16 protein-coding genes, 1 pseudogene and 1 riboswitch are annotated in these 23505 nt (G+C 71.3%); of the genes and pseudogenes, 11 read left to right on the forward strand and 6 right to left on the reverse strand.

The window, feature by feature from the left end; translation table 11 throughout:
- Positions 1-12: 12 nt before the first annotated feature.
- Positions 13-1251 carry an NsdA family TPR-like regulatory protein gene (locus AWX74_RS21070; protein ID WP_054568923.1) on the reverse strand — a complete coding sequence of 413 codons (1239 nt, stop codon included), beginning with the start codon at positions 1249-1251 and terminating at the stop codon, positions 13-15.
- A gap of 631 nt (positions 1252-1882) precedes the next feature.
- On the opposite strand from AWX74_RS21070, the gene AWX74_RS21075 reads away from it, so the two are divergent.
- The 7 genes from AWX74_RS21075 (at position 1883) to AWX74_RS21110 (ending at position 10607) form a co-directional block, all read left to right on the forward strand.
- On the forward strand, positions 1883-2818 hold the full coding sequence (locus tag AWX74_RS21075; protein ID WP_091279637.1) for a GNAT family N-acetyltransferase: 936 nt from the start codon (positions 1883-1885) through the stop codon (positions 2816-2818).
- Entirely contained in the window at positions 2815-3708 is an 894-nt protein-coding gene (gene folP, locus AWX74_RS21080) for a dihydropteroate synthase (protein WP_091279640.1), read from the forward strand. Before AWX74_RS21075 ends, folP begins: the two co-directional genes overlap by 4 nt.
- Positions 3709-3745: 37 nt before the next feature.
- On the forward strand, positions 3746-4750 hold the full coding sequence (folK, locus tag AWX74_RS21085; protein WP_091279861.1) for a 2-amino-4-hydroxy-6-hydroxymethyldihydropteridine diphosphokinase: 1005 nt from the start codon (positions 3746-3748) through the stop codon (positions 4748-4750).
- Positions 4747-5184, forward strand: coding sequence for a DUF3180 domain-containing protein (locus AWX74_RS21090; RefSeq protein ID WP_035953157.1), 438 nt, complete (start codon positions 4747-4749; stop codon positions 5182-5184). Before folK ends, AWX74_RS21090 begins: the two co-directional genes overlap by 4 nt.
- 791 nt (positions 5185-5975) lie before the next feature.
- Positions 5976-6224 carry a hypothetical protein gene (locus AWX74_RS21100; RefSeq protein WP_193209788.1) on the forward strand — a complete coding sequence of 83 codons (249 nt, stop codon included), beginning with the start codon at positions 5976-5978 and terminating at the stop codon, positions 6222-6224.
- 44 nt (positions 6225-6268) lie between these two features.
- Complete coding sequence (locus AWX74_RS21105) at positions 6269-8809, forward strand: helicase C-terminal domain-containing protein (RefSeq protein WP_091279649.1); 2541 nt, start codon at positions 6269-6271, stop codon at positions 8807-8809.
- Between the two features lie 160 nt (positions 8810-8969).
- Positions 8970-10607, forward strand: a complete 1638-nt coding sequence (locus AWX74_RS21110) for a DNA repair helicase XPB (RefSeq protein WP_091279863.1) — start codon at positions 8970-8972, stop codon at positions 10605-10607.
- 80 nt (positions 10608-10687) lie between these two features.
- Here AWX74_RS21110 and AWX74_RS21115 read toward each other — a convergent pair whose 3' ends face one another.
- From AWX74_RS21115 to AWX74_RS21125, 3 genes are all read right to left on the reverse strand, one after another.
- Positions 10688-11281, reverse strand: a complete 594-nt coding sequence (locus tag AWX74_RS21115) for a Uma2 family endonuclease (RefSeq protein WP_054568930.1) — start codon at positions 11279-11281, stop codon at positions 10688-10690.
- Positions 11282-11449: 168 nt separating this feature from the next.
- Complete coding sequence (gene groL / locus AWX74_RS21120; RefSeq protein ID WP_091279652.1) at positions 11450-13072, reverse strand: chaperonin GroEL; 1623 nt, start codon at positions 13070-13072, stop codon at positions 11450-11452.
- A 334-nt stretch (positions 13073-13406) separates the two neighbouring features.
- On the reverse strand, positions 13407-14276 hold the full coding sequence (locus AWX74_RS21125) for a LuxR C-terminal-related transcriptional regulator (RefSeq protein WP_242666341.1): 870 nt from the start codon (positions 14274-14276) through the stop codon (positions 13407-13409).
- A gap of 548 nt (positions 14277-14824) precedes the next feature.
- On the opposite strand from AWX74_RS21125, the gene AWX74_RS21130 reads away from it, so the two are divergent.
- Both AWX74_RS21130 and AWX74_RS41410 read left to right on the forward strand, forming a co-directional pair.
- Entirely contained in the window at positions 14825-17434 is a 2610-nt protein-coding gene (locus AWX74_RS21130) for an MMPL family transporter (RefSeq protein WP_091279660.1), read from the forward strand.
- 290 nt (positions 17435-17724) lie between these two features.
- Positions 17725-18207, forward strand: a pseudogene (locus AWX74_RS41410) (tyrosine-type recombinase/integrase); the annotation flags it as partial.
- 183 nt (positions 18208-18390) lie between these two features.
- Here the strand turns inward: AWX74_RS41410 and thrC are convergent.
- Positions 18391-19668 (reverse strand): threonine synthase, encoded by a 1278-nt coding sequence (gene thrC, locus AWX74_RS21140; protein WP_054568935.1) that lies wholly within the window; start codon positions 19666-19668, stop codon positions 18391-18393.
- A gap of 8 nt (positions 19669-19676) precedes the next feature.
- A riboswitch (SAM riboswitch) is annotated at positions 19677-19796 on the reverse strand.
- A 99-nt stretch (positions 19797-19895) separates the two neighbouring features.
- Here thrC and AWX74_RS21145 point away from each other — a divergent pair.
- Together AWX74_RS21145 and AWX74_RS21150 are read left to right on the forward strand one after the other, a co-directional pair.
- Positions 19896-20702 carry an HAD family hydrolase gene (locus AWX74_RS21145; RefSeq protein WP_091279664.1) on the forward strand — a complete coding sequence of 269 codons (807 nt, stop codon included), beginning with the start codon at positions 19896-19898 and terminating at the stop codon, positions 20700-20702.
- 130 nt (positions 20703-20832) lie between these two features.
- Entirely contained in the window at positions 20833-22326 is a 1494-nt protein-coding gene (locus AWX74_RS21150; RefSeq protein ID WP_091279668.1) for an alpha,alpha-trehalose-phosphate synthase (UDP-forming), read from the forward strand.
- A gap of 285 nt (positions 22327-22611) precedes the next feature.
- Here the strand turns inward: AWX74_RS21150 and otsB are convergent, their stop codons facing one another.
- Positions 22612-23496, reverse strand: coding sequence for a trehalose-phosphatase (gene otsB / locus AWX74_RS21155; RefSeq protein ID WP_091279866.1), 885 nt, complete (start codon positions 23494-23496; stop codon positions 22612-22614).
- Positions 23497-23505: the final 9 nt, after the last annotated feature.

Raw genomic sequence — 23505 nt, forward strand, 5'->3', positions numbered from 1 at the left:
GTCCGTGATGGGTCAGACGTCCGGTGTGGGGGCTGCCGGGACCACACCGGGCTCCGGCCGTTGCCTGGCCGCCGAGCGCTGCCAGTCCCGGATCAGAGCGGCCAGCTCCCGTACCTGGCGCACCTCGCCGTGTGGGGCGGTGGCCGCCAGCAGCTGATCCGCCCGGCTGGAGACTGAGGCGACCGTGCGACCCCAGGAGATCCGGATCGCCTCGGTCGCGAGCTCGCAGACGCCGTCGAGCTCCAGCCTGCCCTGGCGGGCCAGTGCCAGCGCCAGGTCGAACCGGATGACCGAGCGGAAGCCGGGAGCGTCCATGCTGTCCAGGCTGGGCAGCGCGATATCGGCGTGTTCCTGGGCCGCGCGCGGCCGCCCGAGCAGGCAGAGCGCCGTCGTGGCGTTGTAGGAGACCTCCACCGGGTGGAAGGTGTCGAAGCTGGGCCCTGGGCGGCCCCAGCGCTCCGCCGGGATCGTGTCCGCGAGGTCGTAGGCCTGCTCCAGACTGGCCGCGGCGCCGCGCAGGTCGCCCATGGCCGCGAGCGCACGCGCCTCCTGGCAGACCAGGCGGGCCCGCACCGGCCCGGGCCCGACGTGGCGCAGGCCGTCCCGGGCCAGGCGCAGCGCCTCGTTCGGGCGCCCCCCGTAGAACTCGTTCACGGCACCGACCTCACGGGAGGAGCCGCACAGCGGGCCGTCTCCGGCCTCGACACCGGCCAGGTAGCCCTCGCTGGCGAGGGCACGGGCGGAGGCGACGTCGCCCTGTTTGAAGGCGGCGTCGGCGCCCAGCACCGCGACCCGGCCGGCGAGCACGAGCAGCTGGTGGGAGTCCTCCGTCGCCATCGAGCGCCGGCCGAGGCGTTCCAGGCCGCGCCGCAGCCGGGCTGTCCGGGCCCGAACGTGGGCGGGCGGTACGACCTCGTGGGTGTCCATGAGCTCGCCCAGGGCGTCGTTCGCGCGCTCGAGGGCAAGCTGTACGGGGCTGGCCGCGAGCACGTCCGCCACCTCCATGATCGGGCTCTGGGTCAGCAGCGCGCTCACGATGGCCGCGCCCGCGCCCAGGTGAAGCTGTCTGCGGTCCGGGTTGGTGCCGTCACCCGCCGGGGGGCCGGCGGCGAGATCCTCGGGGGCCTGGCGGCCGGGGGGCTGGGCCGGGTAGTCCTCGGGCCTGTCGTCGGGGGGAGTTCGGGCCGGGGGAATGAAGATCTCGTCGTGTGCCGGCGCTGCCGGCGGCGGGGGTCCGTCCGACTGCGGCATGACCTTGTCCTTCCTGTGTGCCACGAGGCGCCTTCGTGACCTTGCTCCGTCAAGCTAGGTGACAGAAACGGCTGCCCGCCGGCTCACCGATGGACAGCCACCGGGTAGACCACGTTGATCGCCTGCTCGCGTCGCCGCGCTGTTGCCGGCGGCCGCTCCCCGTGCCGTTGCTGACGCCCGTGCGGACGCCATCGCCGGACGGCGGGTGCGAGTGTCGCGTGCACGGCTCGATGCTACGGGTCGCAGGTGTCCGACAGTGACGGGCTTGTGTCACAGCAACGTGGCCTGTCGGGGGTTGTGTCAATGGTGTTGGAATGGAGTTTTCGGGTGATCTCCCGGTGATCCCCTGCCCGCTCCGAGTCGTTCGCCCTCTGCGGCATATGTAACGTTTGACCAGGTCGTTGGTCTCTATATCGCCGGTCTGCGGGTGGTAAAACTCCCGATTCGAGGGTGGATGGGTTGGATGGATGTGGGTCGTCCAGGGATGCCGCCGCGGCGGGCCCGGCCCCGGTCTGGCGGCCGGGCGAGGCGAGCTGCACATGTGGCGCCGTTGCCGGCGATCGGGGGAGCCGGGTCGGTAGCCTCAGTCCCGTGGTCGTCGAACTGTCCGCGCGGTGCCTCCGGGGGCCCCGTGGTCGCTGATTCGGCGAGTCTCGCTGGCGGCGACGCGCTGGTGGCCCCACGGCGTGTGCTGCCAACGAGTGACGTCGAGCTGGCCCGTGAGCTCGAGGGTCTCGCGCATCGGGCGTGGCCGCCGCTGCGGGAACGGAACTTCGCGGGCTGGGTTCTGCGCGAGTCCGCCGGTTCGTCGCGCCGGGGGAACTCGGTGTGGGCCCGCGGCGATGTTCCCGACCTCGCGGATGGTCTTCGTGTGGTCCGCTCCTTCTACGAGGCCGCGGGCCTGCCGGCCACGTTCCAGGTAACCCCGGTCGCTCGCCCCGCCGGCCTGCTGGACGCGCTCGACGACGCCGGCTACGACGACGCCGGGCCCACCGATGTCTGCGTCGCACCGCTCACCGGCCTGCTTGTGACCAGGCCCGATCCGGCGGGTGCCCGTCTCGAGATCACCTGTGCCGATCTTCCCGACGCGAGATGGATCGGGGTGGCCGGCCAGGTGCTCACGACCTTCGCCGCGCAGCTCACCGGCTCACTCGCCGTGCTGACGGCGATGAAGCTGCCGCAGCGCTACCTCACGCTGCTCCTTGACGGCAACCCGGTCGGCGTCGGGCGCGGCGTGCTCGACCGCGGCTGGCTGGGCATCTACAGCATGGCGACGCTGCCCGTCGCGCGGGGCCTCGGAGTCGCGGGGCGAGTGCTCGCGGAGCTCGCACGCTGGGCTCGCGAGGGTGGGGCCGACCAGGCGTACCTGCAGGTGGAGCGGGACAGCGCCGATGCCCGGGGGCTCTACACCCGGCGCGGCTTCCGCCCGGTCTACGAGTACAGCTACCGGCGGCTGCCCGTACCGGCCGCGGCCGGGCACGGCGTCGGATCAGCCGTCGGCTCCGGCGCTGGATCAGGTGCTGGGTCAGGTGCTGGCTCGGGTGCTGGCTTGGGTGGCGAAGCATGAGCGAGTCACTCACGGACCTGTTCGCCGCTGGCGGGCCGACCCGGGTGATGGGCATCGTCAACGTCACCCCCGACTCCTTCTCGGACGGTGGGGCCTACCCGGATCCCATCGACGCGGTGCGTGCCGGCCAGCTCATGGTCGAGCAGGGCGCCGATCTCGTGGACGTCGGCGGCGAGTCGACCCGTCCGGGCGCGCCCCGGGTGGTCGCCAGCGAGGAGCTGCGGCGGGTGCTTCCAGTGGTCGCCACGCTGGCGGCCGCCGGTGTTCCGGTGAGCATCGACACGAGCCGGGCGTCGGTGGCGGCCGCCGCCGTGGACTCCGGCGCGGTGCTGGTGAACGACGTCTCCTGCGGGATGAACGCCGAACTGCTGAGCATCGTCGCGGACCGGGGCGTGCACTACGTCCTCATGCACTCGCGCGGGTCCAGCGCGCAGATGGGCGAGCTCGCCGTCTACGACGATGTCGTCACCGACGTGGTGAGCGAGCTCGCCGCCCGGCTGGAGGTCGTACTGGCCGCCGGCATCGCCGAGGACAAGGTGATCATCGATCCCGGCATCGGGTTCGCCAAGACCGCGGCCCACAACTGGGCACTGCTGGCGGATCTCGGACCGCTGGCCGCCCTCGGCCGGCCCCTGCTGGTCGGCACCTCCCGCAAGACCTTCCTCGGCGCGGTGCTGCACGAGCCGGGTAAACCGGTGCGCCCGCCGGTGGAACGTGACGACGCAACCCAGGCCACGACCGTTCTGCTGGCCGCCGCGGGGGTCTGGGCGGTGCGGGTGCACGCGGTCCGGCCCGCGGTGGACGGCATTCGGGTGGAACGGGCATGGCGTGGCGCCGCTGCCGCCGCGGCGGCAGCGAGTGTCAGCCGACCGGCGGCGCCGTTCCATTGAGCCTTTTCCGTCTTCAACGAGGACTGTGGGGGTCACGATGACGGGTCAGCCAGCCGGCGGGCCGCCGGGACGCGACCGCTCCGGCGGCGGCGCCCACCACGACCGGATCACGCTGGCCGGTCTGCGGGTGCACGGCCGCCACGGGGTGCTCACCGCGGAACGCGAGCTCGGGCAGTTCTTCGTCATCGACGCCACCCTCTGGCTGGACACCGGGCCGGCGGCGGCGACCGACGACCTCTCGCTGACCGTGCACTACGGCGAGCTGGCCGAGGCGCTGGCCGGAATCGTCGCGGGTGAGCCGGTCGACCTGCTGGAGACCCTGGCGCACCGGCTGGTGCGGGCCTGCCTGGCCCAGCCGCTGGTCAGCGCGGCCGAGGTCACCGTGCACAAGCCCGCGGCACCGATCTCGGTTCCCTTCGCGGACGTCGCCGTGACCGTCGCGCGCTCCCGGCACGACCAGGAGCTGCGCGACCAGGAGCTGCACGTCCAGGAGGGCGGGCACACCCAGGAGCACACACACGGGCACGCTGTGGTGGCGATCGGTTCCAACATCGGTGACCGGCTCGGCTTCCTGCGCGGCGCGGTGCGGGAGCTCGATGCCAGGCTCGGTGTTCTCGCGGTGTCACCCGTGTACGAGACCGACCCGGTCGGCGGCCCCGAGCAGGACGACTACCTCAACGCGGTCGTGCTGGTCGCGGCCGCATCGCCCGGGGAGCTGCTCGCGGCGGCGCGGGCCGCCGAACAGGCCGCGGCCCGGGAACGTACCGTCCGCTGGGGGCCGCGGACCCTCGACGTGGACATCATCGCCTGCGGCGACCTCCGCAGCGACGACCCCGACATCCTGCTGCCGCACCCGCGTGCGCAGGACCGCCTGTTCGTCTGCGTTCCCTGGCTGGACGTCGACCCTGGCGCCACCCTGGTCGGGCACGGCCGGGTGGCCGATCTCGTGGCGGCGCTGAGCGCGGTTCCCGGCGCCGTCGCGCCCCGACGGACATCCCACGGCCTGCTCACACCTCACGACCTGCCGGGACCGGAGCGGTGAGGCCGACCCGGGTGTGGGACCTCCTCTCGGTCGCGGTCGTCGTCGGCGCGGCGGTCTACCTGCTGTTGTGGTGGCGCTACCAGTCGCTGCCGCAGATCCCGCCGACGACGTCGCTGTCCGTCCTGCTGGTCGGGCTGATCGAGCTGCAGACCGCGTCGCTGACGAAACGGCGCCTCGCCGGGCGCCCGGGGACCCGCCCGATCCTGCCGCTGACCGTCGCCCGGCTCGCCGCCCTGGCCAAGGCGACCTCGGTCGTCGCCGCGGCGCTGATCGGAGGCTGGACCGCCCTGCTCGCCTACACCGCCCCGCGCACGGGCGACTTCGGAACGGCCGGCGGGGACGCTCTCGCCGCGGGGCTCGGCCTGGCGGCCACGGCCGTTCTCCTGGCTGGTGGGCTCGTCCTCGAACGTGCCTGCCGGATCCGCGACCGCTGACGGCAGGCTACCCTTTGGTCGGGTGTGCCCTCGTTGGTCATGATGCCTCGTTGACCATGACGTCCAGCTGGTCATGGTGCCTCGTTGGTCATGGTGTGTAGCCGGAGATGCGGCTGCAGGAGGGCGGCGCCCCTGACCGGAAGGGGACGGGCGTGGTCTCTCAGGGCCAGGACACGTTCTCCGGGCGCGGCGACACCGCCGGCGGTCCTGGCGATGGGGCCGGCCAGCCGATGGATGTGGGGCGCCCGCGCCAGGCCGGATCGCGCCTGGTCAGCTTCGGCAACCTCCGGACCGCTCCGGTCCGGGAGCCCCCGGGCGGCGCACGCCCGGGGCGGGCGAGCTTCGATCCGGCCGAGCTGGTCACCGAACCGGCGCCGGGCGCCTACCACCCAGGCCAGGACGAGGACGAGCCCACCGTGCGGCCGGGTTCCGCCGCACGGCCCGGTCCTACTCCGCGTCCAGGTCCTGCTCCGAGACCAGGTCCTACTCCGCGTCCAGGTCCTGCTCCGGGTCCCGGCTCCACTGCGCGGCCGGGTCCTGCCGGGCGGCCTGGTCCCACTCCGCGGCCTGGTCCCACTGCGCGACCTGGTCCTACCCCGCGGCCTGGTCCCACTCCGCGGCCCGGCCCCGCCGGGCTTTCCCAGGGGCCACCCCGAGCGGCCGGGCTGGAAAGTGTCAGCACCACCGGCTACCACGATCGTGTGGCCGATGAGCCGCCTCCGGGATGGCCGTACCCGGGCCAGCCGGAACGGCCCCGGCCCCGCCGGCCCGTCGTGGACCAGCAGCGCCCCATGGACCGTGATCGCCCCATGGACCGTGATCGTCCCGTGGACCGGCCTCGTCCCGCGGCTCGGGCCCGACCCCGGCGGGCGCTGACCGTTTTCAAGGCCGTGCTGGTCTGCGTGGTGCTCGTGGTCGGTGTCTCGATCGGCCGGGCGCTGGCTCAGCCCGGGGACCAGGGTGTTCCCTCCAGGCTGGCCGACTGGGCTCGGGACAACCATCTCTCCGTCGTGGTGGACCAGGTCAAAGAGCTTCGTTGACCAGCTGGGACCCTCCAGTAGCGCCTGCGGTTACCGTCATCAGGGTGTCCCCGTCGACAGGCCGGGTTTCGGGCCCGCCCGGAGCGCTGGCCGCCTGGCTACGCGAGCTGCCGGACGAGGCCCTGGTCTGGCTGTTCAGGCTTCGGCCGGATCTTGCCACGCCCCCGCCGCCGGACTTCGACATTCTGGCTGCTCGGCTGGAGATCCGTGGCAGCGTGAGCCGTGCGCTGGAACGGATGGACACGTTCACGCTCGAGGTCGTCGAGGCGCTGACGGTGCTGCCCAGCCCGGTGTCCTTCCGTGCTCTGACCGAGTTCTGCGGCGGCCTCGACCTGCGGGAGACGATCGACAGTCTGCGGGAGCGCGCTGTCGTGTGGGGCCCGGACGAGGCGATCCGGCTGGTCGGGGTGGCCGTGGACCTGCTCGGCGGGCGACCGCTCGGGCTGGGCCACCCGGCGCGCAGGTGCCTGGCCGCCTATCGGCTGCCGCAGCTCGCGCGGCTCGCCGGCGCGGTCGGCCTGCCCGAGGCGGTTTCGGCCGGTGCGAACGGCCGGAACCTGGGGCAGTCCGTGGAACAGAGCAGGCGAGACGCCCTGATCGAAATGATCTCCGCGGTCCTGGCTGATCCCGCTCGGGTGTCCGCGCTGCTCGACCAGTGCTCCCCGCGGGCCCGCCACGTCGCCGAACGGCTGGCGGGCGGCCCCGCGCTCGGTGCCACGAACGATGCCGAGCGGCTGCTCGACGTCGGCGCCGCCCGCACCCCGGTCGAGGAGTTGCTGGCCCGCGGGCTGATCGTCGGTGTCGAGCCCGGCACCGTCGAGCTTCCCAGGGAGGTCGGCCTGCTGCTGCGTGGGGACCGGCCGGCGGGGGAGCTCCATCCGGCGCCGCCCGAGGTGGGCGGCCGGGCCGTGAGCGCGGACTCCGTCGACCCGTCCGCGGCGCTCGCCGCGGACGCCCTGGTGCGTGCCGTGACGACCCTGCTGACGGCCTGGGGAAGCACACCGGTGACGCCGCTGCGCTCGGGTGGTCTCAGCGTCCGCGACCTGCGCAACAGCGCGAGGCTGATGGATCTCCCGGAGTCGCACGCGGCGGTCGTCATCGAGACCGCGGCAGCCGCCGGCCTGGTGGACGCGACGCCCGGAACCGACGTCCAGTTCGTACCGACGAACACCTACGACCGGTGGTGCACCGAGCCGGTCGCGATGCGCTGGGCGATCCTGGCCGACGGCTGGCTGCGTTCGCCGTCGGCGTCCTGGCTGGTGGGCGGGCGTGACGACCGTGGTCGCCAGTACGCGGCGATGTCGTTCGACACCCGCCGCCCCGGTGTCGCCGAGCTGCGCGCCGAGGTGCTGCGCGCCGTTCTCGCGGCACCGGACGGGATCGCGCCGACCCCCGAGGCGGTTCGCGCTCGGCTCGGCTGGCATTCGCCCCGCCGGACCGGCGCGCTGTTCGACGGCGTGGTCGACGGGACGCTCGTCGAGGCGGAGCTGTTCGGGTTCACCGGGCGCGGTGCGCCGAGCACGCTCGGGCGGCTGGTCGCGACCCGCGACGCCATCCAGGACGACCTCAGCCACCTGCTCGCGGACGCGATGGCCCCGCTGCTGCCGGAGCCGGTGGAGGAGCTGCTCATCCAGGCGGACCTGACCGCCGTCGCACCCGGCCCGCTGGTCCCCCGGGTGGCGGCCGAGCTGGCCAGGATGGCCGACATCGAGTCGGCGGGCGCGGCGACCGTCTACCGCTTCACCGAGAGCTCGCTGCGCCGGGCGCTGGACGCCGGAAGCTCCGCGGAGGACCTGCATTTCCTGCTCGGCCAGCTCGCCCGCGGCGGTGTCCCGCAGACGCTGACCTACCTCATCGACGACACGGCCCGCCGGCACGGGCGGCTGCGTTCCGGGCCGGCGGCGTCCTACCTGCGCTGCGACGACACGGCGCTGCTCACCGAGGTGGTCGCGTCGCGCCACACCCAGGCACTGGCGATGCGCCGGGTGGCACCGACGATCGTCATCTCCGCCCTGCCGGTGGCCGAGCTGCTGGACGGGCTGCGCGCGGCTGGTTTCGCCCCGGTCGCCGAGGGGCCGGACGGGCGGATCGTGCTGCCCCGCCCCGAAATCCACCGGACGCCGGCCCGCATCCGGGTCGCCACCGCCGGGCCGACCGGGAACCGGGTCAACCAGCTGCGGGACGTCGTCCGGCTGGTGCGGCGCGGTGACGAGAGCGCGCGGGCCGCTCAGGCGGCGCGGGAACTGGCCGGTGAGGAGCTCGCGTCGGTCCGCTCCGCTCCGCTCATCCTGGTGACGCTGCAGGGTGCGGTGCGCGATGGTCGGCGTGTCCTGCTCGGGTACGTCGACCAGCAGGGAACGCCCAGCGACCGGATCGTCCGTCCGTCGTCGCTCGACGGCGGCTGGCTGACCGCCTGGGACGAACGCAGCGCCGCCCCCCGCCGCTTCGCACTGCATCGGATCACCCGGGTCGCGGACCTCGACGGCTCGTTCGAAGGACCGCCGAGGCCACCGGCGCCGGAGACCGGCGACTGGGTTGTTCCGCCGGTCGCCGATGCCGATGCCGACGACGACGAGCCGGCCTGAGCGGACTGGACCGGACCCGGACCGGACCGGAGCTGGCGTCGGAGTCGGCGTCGGCGTCGGCGCCGCGCGGCGGGCGGACGGGCAGGGCATGGGTGTTGGTTGCCGCTGGTTGTACCGTCGAGTGCGGTGGATGTGACAACAGCGGAAGGCGGTGGCGGGCTTGCCGGATGGGCCCCTGATCGTCCAGTCGGACAAGACCCTGCTCCTGGAGGTCGATCACCCGCTCGCCGGGCGGGCCCGTGCGTCGATCGCGCCCTTCGCCGAGCTGGAGCGTTCCCCCGAGCACGTGCACACCTACCGGGTCACGCCGCTCGCGCTGTGGAACGCCCGTGCGGCCGGCCATGACGCGGAGCAGGTGGTGGACGCCCTCGTCCGCTACTCGCGCTATGCCGTCCCCAACGCGGTGCTCGTCGACATCGCCGACACGATGGACCGCTACGGCCGGCTCCGGCTGGAGAAGGACCCGGTGCACGGCTTGGTGCTGCGGGCGTTGGACCGCGCTGTCCTGACCGAGGTCACCAGGGCGAAGCGGGTCGCGCCCATGCTCGGCGCGCGCATCGACGACGACACGGTCGTGGTCCATCCGTCCGAGCGTGGCCGGCTCAAGCAGGCCCTGCTGAAGGTCGGCTGGCCCGCCGAGGACCTCGCCGGGTATGTCGACGGAGAGAAGCACCCCATCGAGCTGCGCCAGGACGGCTGGGAGCTGCGCGAATACCAGAAGGGCGCGGTCGCCGGCTTCTGGGAGGGCGGCTCGGGCGTCGTGGTGCTGCCCAGCGGTGCCGGCAAGACGGTCGTCGGGGCCGCCGCGATGGCCCAGGTCGGCGCGACCACGCTGATCCTGGTCACCAACACCGTCGCGGGCCGGCAGTGGCGTAACGAGCTGCTGCGTCGGACGTCCCTGACCGAGGACGAGATCGGCGAGTACTCCGGTGAGCGCAAGGAGATCCGGCCGGTCACCATCGCCACCTATCAGGTGATGACGGCCCGCCGGAAGGGCGAGTACCTGCACCTGGAGCTGTTCGGGGCACGCGACTGGGGTCTCATCGTGTACGACGAGGTCCACCTGCTGCCCGCGCCGGTGTTCCGGATGACGGCCGACATCCAGTCGCGCCGCAGGCTTGGGCTCACCGCGACCCTCATCCGTGAGGACGGCCGGGAGGGCGACGTGTTCTCCCTGATCGGCCCGAAGCGCTACGACGCTCCGTGGCGCGAGATCGAGGCCCAGGGCTGGATCGCGCCCGCGGAGTGCACGGAGGTCCGGGTCACGCTCACCGACGACGAGCGGATGACCTACGCGGTCGCCGAGCCGGAGGAGCGGTACCGGATGTGCTCCACCGCGCACAGCAAGAGCGCGGTGGTGCGCCGGCTCGCCGAACGGCACGCGGATGACCGGGTTCTGATCATCGGCGCCTACCTGGACCAGCTGGACGAGCTCGGGCGCCTGCTCGACGCACCGGTCATCCAGGGCTCCACCCGAAACAAGGAGCGGGAGCGGCTCTTCGACGCGTTCCGCAGCGGTGAGATCACGACCCTTGTGGTCTCCAAGGTGGCCAACGTGTCGATCGACCTTCCCGAGGCCGGGGTGGCGATCCAGGTCAGCGGCACCTTCGGCTCTCGGCAGGAGGAGGCCCAGCGGCTCGGCCGGGTGCTCCGCCCGAAGTCGGACGGCCGGTCGGCGCACTTCTACACCGTGGTCTCGCGGGACACCCTCGACCAGGAGTACGCGGCGCACCGCCAGCGCTTCCTGGCCGAGCAGGGCTACGCCTACACGATCGTCGACGCGGACGACATCGCCTGAGGGCCGGACCCGTCTGCGCCGCCCGCCGGGTCAGCTCTCCGGCGGGCTCAGCTCTCCGGCGGGCTCAGCTGACCGCCGGCTCAGTCTTCCGGCGGGTCGATGAGCGCTGCCGGTGTGACCGTGACCGGGAACGGCCGGGTGGCGACCAGCCTGTCGTCACCGCGCACGACACCGGCCGGGACGTAGTCGGCCCCGACCAGCTCGAAGGCCTCGATGGTCGCCGAGTCGGGGTCGACCAGCCAGCACACCGGGATCCGGAACTCGCGGTAGAGGTCGAGCTTCAGGGTTCGGTCGTAGCGGCGGGTGCTCGCGTCGGCGATCTCGACCACCGCGAAAGGTGTCTCGGCGATCCGCCGCCGCGCGGGGTCGCCGACCGCGACGACGGCGATGTCCGGCACCAGCAGGCACCGCGGGGACAGCTCCACCTGGACGCTGGTGAACACCTGCGCGCCGGAGGTCGCCGTGTCGGTGAGCAGGGTCCTGAGCCGGTCCGTCACCCGTGCGCGCAGCGGCGTCGGCCACGGCCGTGCGACCAGGAGCCCGTCCAGGATCTCGACCCGCGCGGCATCGTGGACGATCTTGTCGAGGTCGGCGACGGTGACCGGCGGCGACGGCAGCACGAGACCTGGGCGATGGGCTCGTAGCGGAGCGGGAGCTTGTACCACGCTTTTCATCGTGCCTGTTGCTCCGTCCACTGTCGAAGTCTTACGGTCGCGACCCGCGGACGCCAATCTTACTACCGTTCGGTAACTTGATGACAGGCCGTTCAAAGGAATGCGAAAGGGGCGGCCCGGCCGAAGCCGGAACCGCCCCCTCTGCTCGTCAGAGCGCGGGAACTGGACTCAGAAGTCCATCTCGCCGCCGCCGCCCGGCATGGCCGGGGCCGCGTTCTTCTCCGGCTTGTCGGCGATGACGGCCTCGGTGGTGAGGAAGAGGCCGGCGATCGACGCGGCGTTCTGCAGCGCCGAGCGGGTGACCTTCGCCGGGTCGATGATGCCGGTGGCGACCATGTCGACGTAGTCGCCGGTGGCCGCGTTCAGGCCGTGGCCGGTCGGGAGGTTGCGCACCTTCTCGACCACGACGCCGCCCTCGAGACCGCTGTTGAACGCGATCTGCTTGATGGGCGCCTCGAGCGCGAGCCGGACGATGTTCGCCCCGGTCGCCTCGTCACCGGTGAGCTCGAGCTTCTCGAAGGCGCTGGTGGACGCCTGCAGGAGAGCGACGCCACCGCCGGCGACGATGCCCTCCTCGACCGCGGCCTTCGCGTTCGAGACGGCGTCCTCGATGCGGTGCTTCTTCTCCTTGAGCTCGACCTCGGTGGCCGCGCCGACCTTGATGACCGCGACGCCGCCGGCGAGCTTCGCCAGCCGCTCCTGCAGCTTCTCGCGGTCGTAGTCCGAGTCGGACTTCTCGATCTCGTTGCGGATCTGGTTGACCCGGCCCGCGATCTGGTCCGCGTCGCCAGCACCCTCGACGATGGTGGTCTCGTCCTTGGTGATGACGACCTTGCGGGCGCGGCCCAGCAGGTCGACGGTGGTGCCCTCGAGCTTGAGGCCGACGTCCTCGGAGATGACCTGGCCGCCGGTCAGCACGGCGATGTCGGTCAGCATGGCCTTGCGGCGGTCACCGAAGCCGGGGGCCTTCACCGCGGTGCTCTTGAAGGTGCCGCGGATCTTGTTGACGACCAGGGTGGCCAGCGCCTCGCCCTCGACGTCCTCGGAGATGATCGCCAGCGGCTTGCCGGCCTGCATGACCTTCTCCAGGATCGGGAGGAGGTCCTTGACCGCCGAGATCTTGCTGTTGGCGATGAGGATGTACGGGTCGTCGAGGACAGCTTCCATGCGGTCGGTGTCCGTGACGAAGTACGGCGAGATGTAGCCCTTGTCGAAGCGCATGCCCTCGGTGAGCTCAAGCTCGAGGCCGAAGGTGTTGCTCTCCTCGACGGTGATGACGCCTTCCTTGCCGACCTTGTCCATCGCCTCGGCGATCATGCTGCCGATGGCCGGGTCACCGGCGGAGATGGAGGCGGTGGAGGCGATCTGCTCCTTGGTCTCAACGTCCTTGGCGACGCTGATGAGCTCCTCGGAGACGCGCTCGACGGCGGCCTCGATGCCTTTCTTCAGGCCCATCGGGTTCGCGCCGGCGGCGACGTTGCGCAGGCCCTCGCGGACGAGTGCCTGGGCCAGGATCGTCGCGGTGGTGGTGCCGTCACCCGCGACGTCGTTGGTCTTCTTCGCTACTTCCTTGACGAGTTCCGCGCCGATCTTCTCGTACGGGTCCTCGAGCTCGATCTCCTTGGCGATGCTGACGCCGTCGTTGGTGATCGTGGGGACGCCCCACTTCTTCTCCAGGACAACGTTGCGACCCTTGGGGCCGAGCGTGACCTTGACAGCGTCGGCCAGCTGGTTCATGCCGCGCTCCAGGCCGCGCCGTGCCTCCTCGTCGAAGGCAATGATCTTCGGCATGGTGTCTGGGTCCTCCCAGGGGGATGGCAGTTCGATGGCCTGGCCACAACGACGCCCGCGACGGACGGCCCGACCCGGCTCCCCGCCTGAACGGGAGGACGACCAGGAAGCCTCGTCGTTTCAGCCTTTGGCACTCCCGTGGGGAGAGTGCCAGGTCCTGTTTAGCACTCGCCATGGGAGAGTGCAAGCGCGTGCCGCTCCGCGTGACGGTGTGGCGCGGGCACGCCGGCGGGGCCCGGCCAGCCCGCTCCCGGGCTCTTTGTCTGACTCGGCGCGGGGCCGCAGCCGGCTCCGCTCGGACCGCCGGTGGGCTCCGCTCGGACTGGCCGTGCGGTCAGCCCAGCAGCCCTGATCTCCGGCCGACATCCACCGCCGCTGTCCGATTCCGTACGCCCAGCTTGTTACGGATGCTCCGCAGGTAGGCCTTGACGGTTTCCGGGCTGACGACCAGCCGGGTGGCGATCTCGGCATTGGAAAGGCCCTGCGCCACCAGGTCGAGCACTTCGACCTCCCGTCGGGTAAGGCTGAACGCGGTCTGGTCCGCCGTCACCGTTTCGAACAGGCTGTCTTCGAGCAGCTGCTGAATGATGGCAATCCGCTCCCGGGCCAGCGGGGTGCTGGCCTGCTTGGCGAGTTCCTCCAGGTGGACGCCGATCTCCCACAGAGCCTGGATCTCCATCTTCAGACGGAGCAGCCCACCGAGCCGGTCTGTCTGCGTGGACTGGGCGATCAGAGCCGCCAGGCGGCTTATGATCGACAGCGCTGTTCTGGTGGTCGCGGCCCCGATCTGACCGGATCGCCGGGCCAGGTAGAACACGAACAGCACACGGCCGTCGAACCGCAGGGGAACGGCCAGCACCGAGCGCATGCCTCCGCAGGCCGTGAGGTCCACGTCATCGGCGAGAGCCGGCATCACCCATCTGCCGCTTTCGACCAGGGTGTACCGGCCAAGCGCCACGACCCGCCCACTGACCCCCTCGTTCGGCGGGATCGTCGCAGCGGGGAGCCTGCAGCCTCGGATGCCGTCGACGCAGCGGATGCTGATGTTCCGGGTATGCGGCTCGACGTGGCCGCCTGCCACCAGGTCCACGCCGGTCCGGGCCCGCAGCCTGGTGACGACCTGGGTCAGGAACTGGTCGCGCCGGGCACTCCGGGTGTCTCGACCATCGTCGCCGGTTCTCTCGTTACCTGTCCTGACGGTCACCTTGTACCTGCTCCTCGGTCGATCGGGCGGCTGGTCGATCGGGTGGCGCAGGGCCCCGACAACCGGGACAAGTGACCGTGCGGAGCCGCCGGATTCGCTCATTCCTGGTTCCGGACGGTGTTCGGACCGAGATTGATCAACATCTAGAAACGGTCAAAGCATAACAATCCGCACCTGGCGTCGCTAATAAGTGACCTGATCTGTGCTGTGTCGCACTGGTCTGCGGGGTGGAGTGGTTCGCCTCCCGCCAATCCGTGAACCTTTTTGTCTGGAAGCAGGGCGTTCGGGGCCCGAACCTACGTGTTTTAGGGCTTCGCTAAGTACCCCAGAAAGAGGGTATTAAAACGGGCTGGACTTCCCGAGACTACGAATCTCCTTCGCGGTCATCTGAATCCCTCTGGATGGATGGGCGTGCCTGCGTGGATGCGTTGTTTGCGGAGGGAACGAACTCCGGCGGAGGTCGGGTAATCCATCCGATGAAATGTCAGAGATATCAGTCGACTGATATCAGAAGTGTACTGAACGGATAGTCGGTGGAAGGGGTGTGTATGGCGGTGGGCGCACCGCGGTGGCCCGGCGCGGATGAGTACGGTTCCCGGCTGGAAACCCGGTCTGACGAGCCGCGGACACAGCGCGGTGGCTTGTTCGCCCTGCTGGCAGGTGCCGCCACGACCCGTCCCTGGCGAGTGCTCACGATCGCCGGCCTGCTGCTGGTACTGGCGGCGCCGTGGGCCGCGGGCATCTTCGGGCACCTGGCCGTGGGTGGGTTCTACGCGCCCGAAGACCCCGCGGCCCGGGCCGAGGCGCTGCTTGACTCCGAGTTTCCCGGCGCCCCGCCGAACGTGGCTGTCCTCCTCACGGCGGCCGGAGGCATCGACGGCCCCACCCCGGCCCGGCTGGGCCGGGACCTCACCACCCAGCTCTCCGGGGAAGCCGGTGTCACCGCGGTCGTCTCCTACTGGGGCCAGGCCGGTCGCAGCGAACTGTTCCGGTCACGGGACGGTCGGTCCGCCCTGATCCTGTTCCGGCTCACCGGCACCGAGGACGAGGTCCAGAAAAGGCTCGACCAGCTGTACGAGAAGTACGCGCACCGAGGCCCCGGCGTTCAGGTGACCTTCGGTGGCGCACCCGCGACGATGCGCGACGTCACCGAACGCGGCCGGGAGGATCTCGAACGGGCGGAGCTCGTTACCGCGCCGCTCGTCTTCGCCGTCCTCCTCTACGCCTTCGGCGGTGTGACCGCGGCACTGCTGCCGGTGCTGGTGGGCGGCAGCGCGGTCATCGCGAGCATCGCGCTGTTGCGTGTGCTGGCCGAGATGACACCGATCTCGGTGTTCTCGCTCAACCTCACCACCGCGCTCGGCTTCGCTCTCGCCGTCGACTACAGCCTGTTCATCCTGCGTCGGTTCTGGGAGGAGCAGCGCAACGGGCGCACTCGGGCCGACTCCCTGCGGGTCAGCCTGCAGACCGCCGGACGCACCGTCCTGTTCTCCGGGGTGACCGTCGCGCTGTCCCTGACGGGAGCACTGCTGTTCCCGCTGCCGTACCTGCGTTCCTACGCGTTCGCGGGCGTCGCCGTGGTGATCACCTCGGAGGTCGCCGCGCTGCTCCTCCTCCCCGCCGCGATCATGGTCCTGGGGGATCGGATCGACGCCCGCCGACAGAGGTGGGCCGGGGTGGAACATCCGGCCCGCCACTCGGGCAGCATGGCGGGCACCCTCGGCAGGCGGGATCGCCGAGGGCGGGCCGGTCGCCGGGCGCGGCGCGAGCCCGGGGCGGTCTGGGCCGGTATCGCGCGGATGGTGATGACACGTCCCCTGCTGTTCGGCGGCGCGGCCGTCGCGGTGATGCTGATCCTGGCGGCACCGCTGCGGGATCTGACAGTGGCGCTCGCCGATGACACCGTCCTGCCGGCGACGTCCGAGTCGCACATCGTCAACGACGCCATGCGAGATGACTTCGCCATCTGTCTGCCGTGCCAGATCCCGCTCGTCGTGCCCGGGGTGGACGCCCGCGATCCGATTGCCGCGGCCCAGCTCAGTGGCTATGCCGTCGCGGTGTCGGCGGTGCCGGGAGTGGCCCGGGTCGACACGGCGGCCGGAAGCTTCGCCGGCGGGCATCAGGTGATGCCGGCACCGGCGGACGGTGGTTCGTTCATCGGGGTGCACGGTGGGACGTGGCTTTCTCTGTGGCCCGATCACCCGGACGCCGTCTCCGCCGAGACGAGGGAGATGATCGGGCGGATACGCGCGGTGCCGTCCCCTTTTCCGGTCTACGCCGGTGGAATCGCTCCCCACCTGCTGGAAACGCGGGACAAGGTGGTTCGCAGCCTGCCCCGTGCCGTCGGCATGGTGGTGCTGGTGACCTTCGTCCTGTTGTTCCTTTTTACCGGCAGTGTCGTTCTTCCGATCAAGGCACTGGTCCTCAACGCACTCAATCTGGCGGCCGTGCTCGGTGTTCTCGTCCTGGTCTTCCAGGAGGGGCACGTCGGGGTGCTGACCGAAGGCCTGCAGATCTCGGGAACGACGGAGCTGACCAGCCCGGTTCTGATGTTCTGCATCGCGTTCGGGCTGAGCATGGACTACGAGATCTTCCTGCTCTCCCGGATCCGGGAGGAGTATCTGCGCACCGGGAACAACACCCGGTCGGTCGCACGTGGTCTGGGCTCCACCGGCCCGTTGATCACGTGTGCGGCACTCGCCCTGATCGTCGTCATGATCGGCGTGGCGACCTCGGGGATCAGCATCATCAGGATGGTCGGGGTGGGTCTCGCGGTCGCCGTCATTCTCGATGTGACCGTCGTGCGCGCGATCCTGGTCCCGGCGTTCATGGCACTGGCGGGCGACTACAACTGGTGGGCCCCGCGGCCGCTGCGCCTGCTCCACGAGCGGTACGGACTCCATGAAGGACACGCCGAGGGACACCCCGAGGAAACGGGGGAGCGGGCGGAATCGGAATTTTTGCCGCGCCCGGCTCGATGGAATTATCCGGTGCGGACTGAGAGCGGTTTTCGCGCGTTCCACGGCTGGGATCGGTACCCGTCGGTGGAAATCTCCGAGGTGTACCGAGAACCGAGTTCAAGTCGCCCTGAGGAGAGTTCGGCGAAGGTGTCTGCATTGTTTTCCGAGGAGGAGTCGTGGGCATTGTCCGGGCGCTGACGGTGGGGGAGGGTATAGCCCTCTTCCTGGGTACTCTTGATCATTCCGGGAATGTGGGTACCCGGCGGGTCTATGCGCTGACGTTACGGCAGCTACGCGACTATCTCGGTCCCGGGGCGCCGCTTGCGGTACTTGATGAACCGGGTGCGGCGAGTGCGCTGGCGGTCTGGTTCACGGGCCGGTGGGGGCAGCGTGCACCGGCGACGTTCAACCGCAACCTCGACACGCTGCGTTCGGCGGCCGGTTACTGGCGTGACCAGGGCTGGATCGTCACCGAGCCGACTGCCGAGGTGCGCCGCCGCGGTCGAGCCCCCGCGCAGACCCGGACGCTGTCCCGCGCGGCGGTCGCGGAACTCGTCACCCGAGAGGGCATCGACCTGCGCGAACGGGTGCTGTGGTGGATGTTGTACGAGACCGCCGCCAGGGCTTCGGAGGTCCTGGCCCTCGACGTCGAGGATCTGGATCTGCGGCACCGGTGCGCGCCGGTGCATCGCCGACGCAACGCCGTGGCCGTGATCATCTGGCGGGCCGGGACCGCCCGGCTGCTGCCACAGCTGCTGATGGGCCGCGAGGCGGGGCCGGTGTTCCGCACCGACCGTGGCACCCGGCTGACCTACCGGCGCGCCGCCGACATCTTCAACACCGCGACCGACGGAGCGACGCTGCACCAGCTTCGCCACTCGGCGCTCACCCACGCCGCCGAGGACGGGGCGAACACCTCGACACTGCTGGCCTACTCTGGGCTCACTTCGGTCGCCTCCCTTGCCCGGTACACACGCCTGTCAGCCAGGGCGCTGGCGCAATGGCAGCTGGGCGACGAAGCCGGGCCTCACCCCGGCGGCGCCTCCCGCGGCGGCCCGGGGCGGTCCCGCGGTGAGGCGCCCCGGCGTGAGGCGCCCCGGCGTGAGACAAACGCCTCGCCGCCGTGGTCCAAGCCGTGGTATCAGCGCGGTGGATCAGTCGTCGCCGAGGCCGGCGGCCTCGAAGGCGGACAGCGACGGCCGGATCGTCGCGGTCGGGCCACCGGTGGGCACCAGCGGGTCGAGCGTCTTGAGGCCGTCGCCGGTGTTGTAGATGACGGTCTCGACGTCCGGGTCGAGGCGGCCTTCGTCGAGCAGGCGGCGCAGGCAGGCGACGGTGACGCCGCCGGCGGTCTCGCCGAAGATGCCCTCGGTGCGGGCGAGCAGGCGGATGCCGTCGACGATCTGCTCGTCGGTGACGTCCGTGATCGCGCCGCCGGTGCGGCGGGCGACGTCGAGGGCGTATGGGCCGTCCGCCGGGTTGCCGATCGACAGTGACTTGGCGATGGTGGACGGCTTCACCGGGGACACCGTGTCGACGCCGCGGGCGAACGCGGAGGCGACCGGGTTGCAGCCGGCGGCCTGGGCGCCGAAGACCTTGTACGGGGTGGGCTCGACCAGGCCGAGCTTGCCCAGCTCACCGAAGGCCTTGTCGACCTTGGTGAGCAGCGACCCGGACGCGATCGGGACGACGACCTGGCCGGGGAGCCGCCAGCCGAGCTGCTCCGCGACCTCGTACCCGAGCGTCTTCGAGCCCTCGGCGTAGAACGGCCGCACGTTGACGTTGACGAACGCCCACTCGTACTCGCCGGCGAGCTCGCTGCACAGCCGGTTCACGTCGTCGTAGTTGCCCTGGATGGCGACGAGCGTGCCGCCGTAGACCGCGGTCGACACGGTCTTGCCGGCTTCCAGGTCGTGCGGGACGAGCACGATCGAGCGCAGCCCGGCGGACGCCGCGTGGGCGGCCACCGACTGGGCGAGGTTGCCGGTGGACGCGCAGGCCACAGTGGTGAAACCGAGGTCACGGGCGGCGGTGAGGGCCACCGAGACGACCCGGTCCTTGAACGAGTGCGTCGGGTTGGCGCTGTCGTCCTTCACCCACAGGGTGCGCATGCCCAGCTCGGCTGCCAGCCGCGGCGCGGGGCGCAGCGGCGTCCAGCCGGCACCCAGCGAGACCCGCCGCTCGGCGACGTGCCCGGCGGGCAGCAGCCCCACGTAGCGCCACAGGTTCTGCGGGCCGGCCTCGATCGACTCGCGGGTGACCCGGCGTAGCCGGTCCTCGTCGTAGGCGATTTCGAGTGGCGCAAAACACTCCACACAGACGTGCGTCGGCGACAGCGGATAGGTGGCTCCGCAGTGGCGACAGGACAGCGAAACAGCGGGGTTCGCGGTATCCGGGCTCGGGAGAGTGGCGCGCTCGGGCGCGAGAGTCATGCGTGAACTCCTCATCTTTCCCGGGCGCCGGCTGCGTCCCGGGTCGGAATTAGCACCTGCCGCGCAGGGTCGCGTCGGTGGTTGCCGGGGCTTCGCTGGGCCGTTCCCTCTGCCCCTCTGGATGAGCCAGATGAAGTTGTCTGTCCGTACTGTAGTCCGCGTGTGGGCGGGTGTGCACCGTAGTTTGTGGGGTCGGACGGGCGTCACGAACTGAGGGAGACGTAAGCGTGCCTGTACGGATCGTCTATACCGATCTTGACGGAACGATGGTCGGCCCGCGTGGATGCTTCTTCCGCTCCGAGGACGGGGCCAGCACCCTGGAACCGGCCCGCGCGCTGGTGGACCTGCATGAGGCCGGTGTCGCGCTGGTCCTGGTCTCGGGGCGGACGCGGCCGCAGCTCGTGGAAGCCGCCGGGATCTTCGGCGCGGACGGGTTCATCGGGGAGCTGGGCGCCATCGTCGGGTGGACCAGCGGAACCTGGCTCGACAGCGAGATCCTGCGCGGTGCCATGCCGGATTCCTACGCCCAGGTGCCGGAGAGCCTGCTCGACGAGCTGATCCGGCTCCACCCCGGTCGCCTCGAGCTGCATTCGCCCTGGCACGCGGGCAGGGAGATCGACGTCATGCTGCGCGGCAAGATCAACCTCGCCGAGGTGGACGAATGGCTCGCCGAGACCGGTTTCGGCTGGCTGAGCATGCGTGACAACGGGCTGGTCTCGCCGGCGAACATGCCCGACCTCGGTGAGATACCTCACGTCTATCACCTGGTGCCGGACGGCGTCAGCAAGGGCGAGGCGGTGGCCTACGACCTCAAGCGGCGCGGGATCGACCCGGCCGACGCCATCGCCATCGGTGACTCGGCCAGTGATCTGGAGATGGCTCGTTCGGTGGGCCGGATGCATCTGGTGGCCAACGCGGTGCGCCATCCCGACATCGCCGAACTACTCACCAGGCACGACAACGTGGTGGTCGAGTCGGACGCGGTCGGGCTGGGCTGGGCGAGCGCCATCCGCAGCGCTATCGACGGCCGGTAACGACTGGTAACGATCAGTGACGAACCCGACACCCCCGTGCGGGGGTGTCGGGGCAGCCCGATAGCCCCGCCGTGCGGGGATGACACCCCGACAGGGCGCTCGATGTCCTACGCTCCGCTGTGTGCGTCACATGCCGGGCATCGGGGAGCTCGCGGCGCAGGCCGGTGCCGGCTCGTTCCAGGCCGACCTGCTGGTCGCGTCGAACCGGGGTCCGGTCTCCTTCGCGGTCGGGGATGACGGCCTGCTGATCCCTCGACGCGGTGGCGGCGGGCTGGTCAGCGGTCTCGCCCAGGTCGTGCAGGACGCGCCCGAGGACGGCGGCGAGCTGCTTTGGGTCTGCACCGCACTCAGCGAGGCCGACCGCCGGGCGGCCCGCTCGGCGCCGGGCGGCCGCATCGACCAGGCCGGCTACGACACCGGCGGTGCCTCGGTCCGCATGCTCGACCTGGACCGGGTGCTGTTCGACCGGGCCTACAACGCGGTCGCCAACCGGACGCTCTGGTTCGTCCTGCACCTGTTGCACTCGCCGTCGACGGAACCGAGCTTCGGGGCGTCGTTCCGGCAGGACTGGGCAGCCTACGAGGACTACAACGCCGCCTTCGCCGAGGCGCTCGCCGAGCAGGCCGCGCCGGGGGCGTGCGTCCTCGTCCAGGACTATCACCTGACGCTGGTGCCGGCCCTGCTGCGCGCGATCCGGCCGGATGTGCGCATCGCCCACTTCAGCCACACACCCTGGTCGCCACCGCAGTACTTCCGGATGCTGCCCGACTCGGTGGCGGCGGCCATCCTGCGGGGCATGCTCGGGGCCGACCGGCTCGGTTTCCTCGCCCCCGCCTGGGCGGAGGCCTTCCGGGAGTGCTGTGCCGAGATCCTGGGCGCGACGGTCGAGGGCGATGCGATCTCGGCCGGCGGGCGCACGGTGCGGACGAGCCTCTACCCGCTCGGTGTGGACGCCGCCGAGCTGCGGGACCGTGCCACCCGGCCGGATGTGCAGGAGCGGGTGGCCGAGCTGCGTGAGCTGGCTGGTGGCTGCCGACTGGTGGTGCGGGTCGACCGCACCGAGCTGTCGAAGAACATCGTCCGCGGGCTGGACGCCTACCGCGAGCTGCTGCGCGCACATCCGGAATGGCACGGGCGGGTGATGCATCTGGTCTGCGCGTACCCGTCGCGGCACGATCTGCCCGAGTACCGCGAGTACACCGCGGCGGTGCAGCGCATCGCGGCGGAGATCGAGGCCGAGTTCGGCACCGAGAGCTGGCTGCCCGTGCACCTGGAGATCAGCGACGACTTCCCGCGCTCGCTGGCCGCGATGAGCCTGGCGGACGTCCTGGTGGTCAACCCCATCCGGGACGGGATGAACCTAGTCGCGAAGGAGGGGATGGTCGTCTCCACGGAGAACGCCGTTCTCATCCTTTCCCGGGAGGCCGGCGCCTGTTCGCAGATGTCCGCCGACGCCCTGGTGGTGAACCCGTTCGACGTCACCGCCACCGCGGAGGCGATGCACACCGCGCTGACCATGGACCCGGCGCAACGGTGCGCCCGGACCGGGCGGCTCGCCGCGATCGCCGCGCAGTTGCCGCCGCGCGCGTGGTTCCGGGCGCAGCTCGACGAGATCGCCGGCTAGCCAACCAGCCGACCGCCGACTGGTGCGGCTCGTGGCCCCACCCCGCCTCTGGCCCGCCGCTGGCCCCACCGTGGCCTCTGGTGCCTCAGGCCGCCGTTGCTGCTGGGCAAGATCTGAGGATCCTGGTTGTCAGCACGACCAGGATCCTCAACTCTTCGAGTTGAGGCCGTTGTTGCCGGACAAGATCAGAGGATTTTGGTCGCTGGAACGACCAAAATCCTCAGTGCTTCGGGGCGGCTGAGGCATCAGTGCCCGGCGTCGGTCTCGGACGTCGGGCCTGACAGGTCAGGGCATCAGCCGGTCGGCCAGGACCTCCAGCAGGGTGACCATGCCGGCCGGGCCGTCGACGACCAGATCCGCCCGCAGGCGCAGTGCGTCCGGCACCTCGGGGCTGTCACTGCACACGGTGACGCCACCCACGCCGCTGGCCCGCAGCTCGTCGACCGCCTCGAACGCGGGCAGGTCGCCCAGGTCGTCACCGGCGACCAGCACCGACCGGGCCCCGCGCTCGGCGATCAGCGCGCGCAGCGCCCGGCCCTTGTCATGACCGGGTGGGCGCAGCTCCAGCACCCGCTTGCCGGGCGCGGCCTCCAGACCGTGGTCCTGGGCCAGCCGGCTCAGGGCCGGCGTCAGCGCGGCGAGCGTGGCGTCCGGGTCGGCGGTCCGCCGGACGTGCACGACCAGGGCGTGCTGCTTGTCCTCGACGGACGTCCCGGCCGGGGCATCCTGGAGTGCCTCGGTGAGGGCACTGCGCAGGGTGCCCACCCCGGGCAGCGGCTCCGGGCTGGTGGTCTGCCCGGTCTCGGCGTCCCAGCGCTGCAGCCCGTACTGGCCGAGGACGAGCAGCCGGCCGAGGTCGGCGAACCGCGCCGCCTCGGTGAGCTGCAGGACGGCGTCCACCGGCCGGCCGGTGATGATCGCCACGGTGCCGACCCGGCGGGCGATCCGGCTCAGCGCCGCCATGGCGCCCGGGGCGGGAACGGCGTCCCCGGGCCGGGACACGATCGGTGACAGGGTGCCGTCGTAGTCGAGCGCGACCAGGGCGTTCTCCGGTGCGGTCAACAGGGCGGCCAGACCGGCACCGCCGGCCGGGGTGCGTGGGGTCGGCGGGGATTCCACGGTGGCGGGCGCGGCCCGGCCGGTGGGCGGCGAGGTCGAGGATTCGGTCACGATCGCTCC

It is taken from the genome of Parafrankia irregularis (assembly GCF_001536285.1).
Classification (GTDB): Bacteria; Actinomycetota; Actinomycetes; order Frankiales; family Frankiaceae; genus Parafrankia; species Parafrankia irregularis.

Coding starts and splice junctions, on each gene's coding strand:
- AWX74_RS21070 (WP_054568923.1), bottom strand. CDS start 1,251: ATGCCGCAGTCGGACGGACCCCCGCCGCCGGCAGCGCCGGCACACGAC.
- folP (WP_091279640.1), top strand. CDS start 2,815: ATGAGCGAGTCACTCACGGACCTGTTCGCCGCTGGCGGGCCGACCCGG.
- folK (WP_091279861.1), top strand. CDS start 3,746: ATGACGGGTCAGCCAGCCGGCGGGCCGCCGGGACGCGACCGCTCCGGC.
- AWX74_RS21100 (WP_193209788.1), top strand. CDS start 5,976: ATGGACCGTGATCGCCCCATGGACCGTGATCGTCCCGTGGACCGGCCT.
- AWX74_RS21115 (WP_054568930.1), bottom strand. CDS start 11,281: ATGAAAAGCGTGGTACAAGCTCCCGCTCCGCTACGAGCCCATCGCCCA.
- groL (WP_091279652.1), bottom strand. CDS start 13,072: ATGCCGAAGATCATTGCCTTCGACGAGGAGGCACGGCGCGGCCTGGAG.
- AWX74_RS21130 (WP_091279660.1), top strand. CDS start 14,825: ATGGCGGTGGGCGCACCGCGGTGGCCCGGCGCGGATGAGTACGGTTCC.
- thrC (WP_054568935.1), bottom strand. CDS start 19,668: ATGACTCTCGCGCCCGAGCGCGCCACTCTCCCGAGCCCGGATACCGCG.
- AWX74_RS21150 (WP_091279668.1), top strand. CDS start 20,833: ATGCCGGGCATCGGGGAGCTCGCGGCGCAGGCCGGTGCCGGCTCGTTC.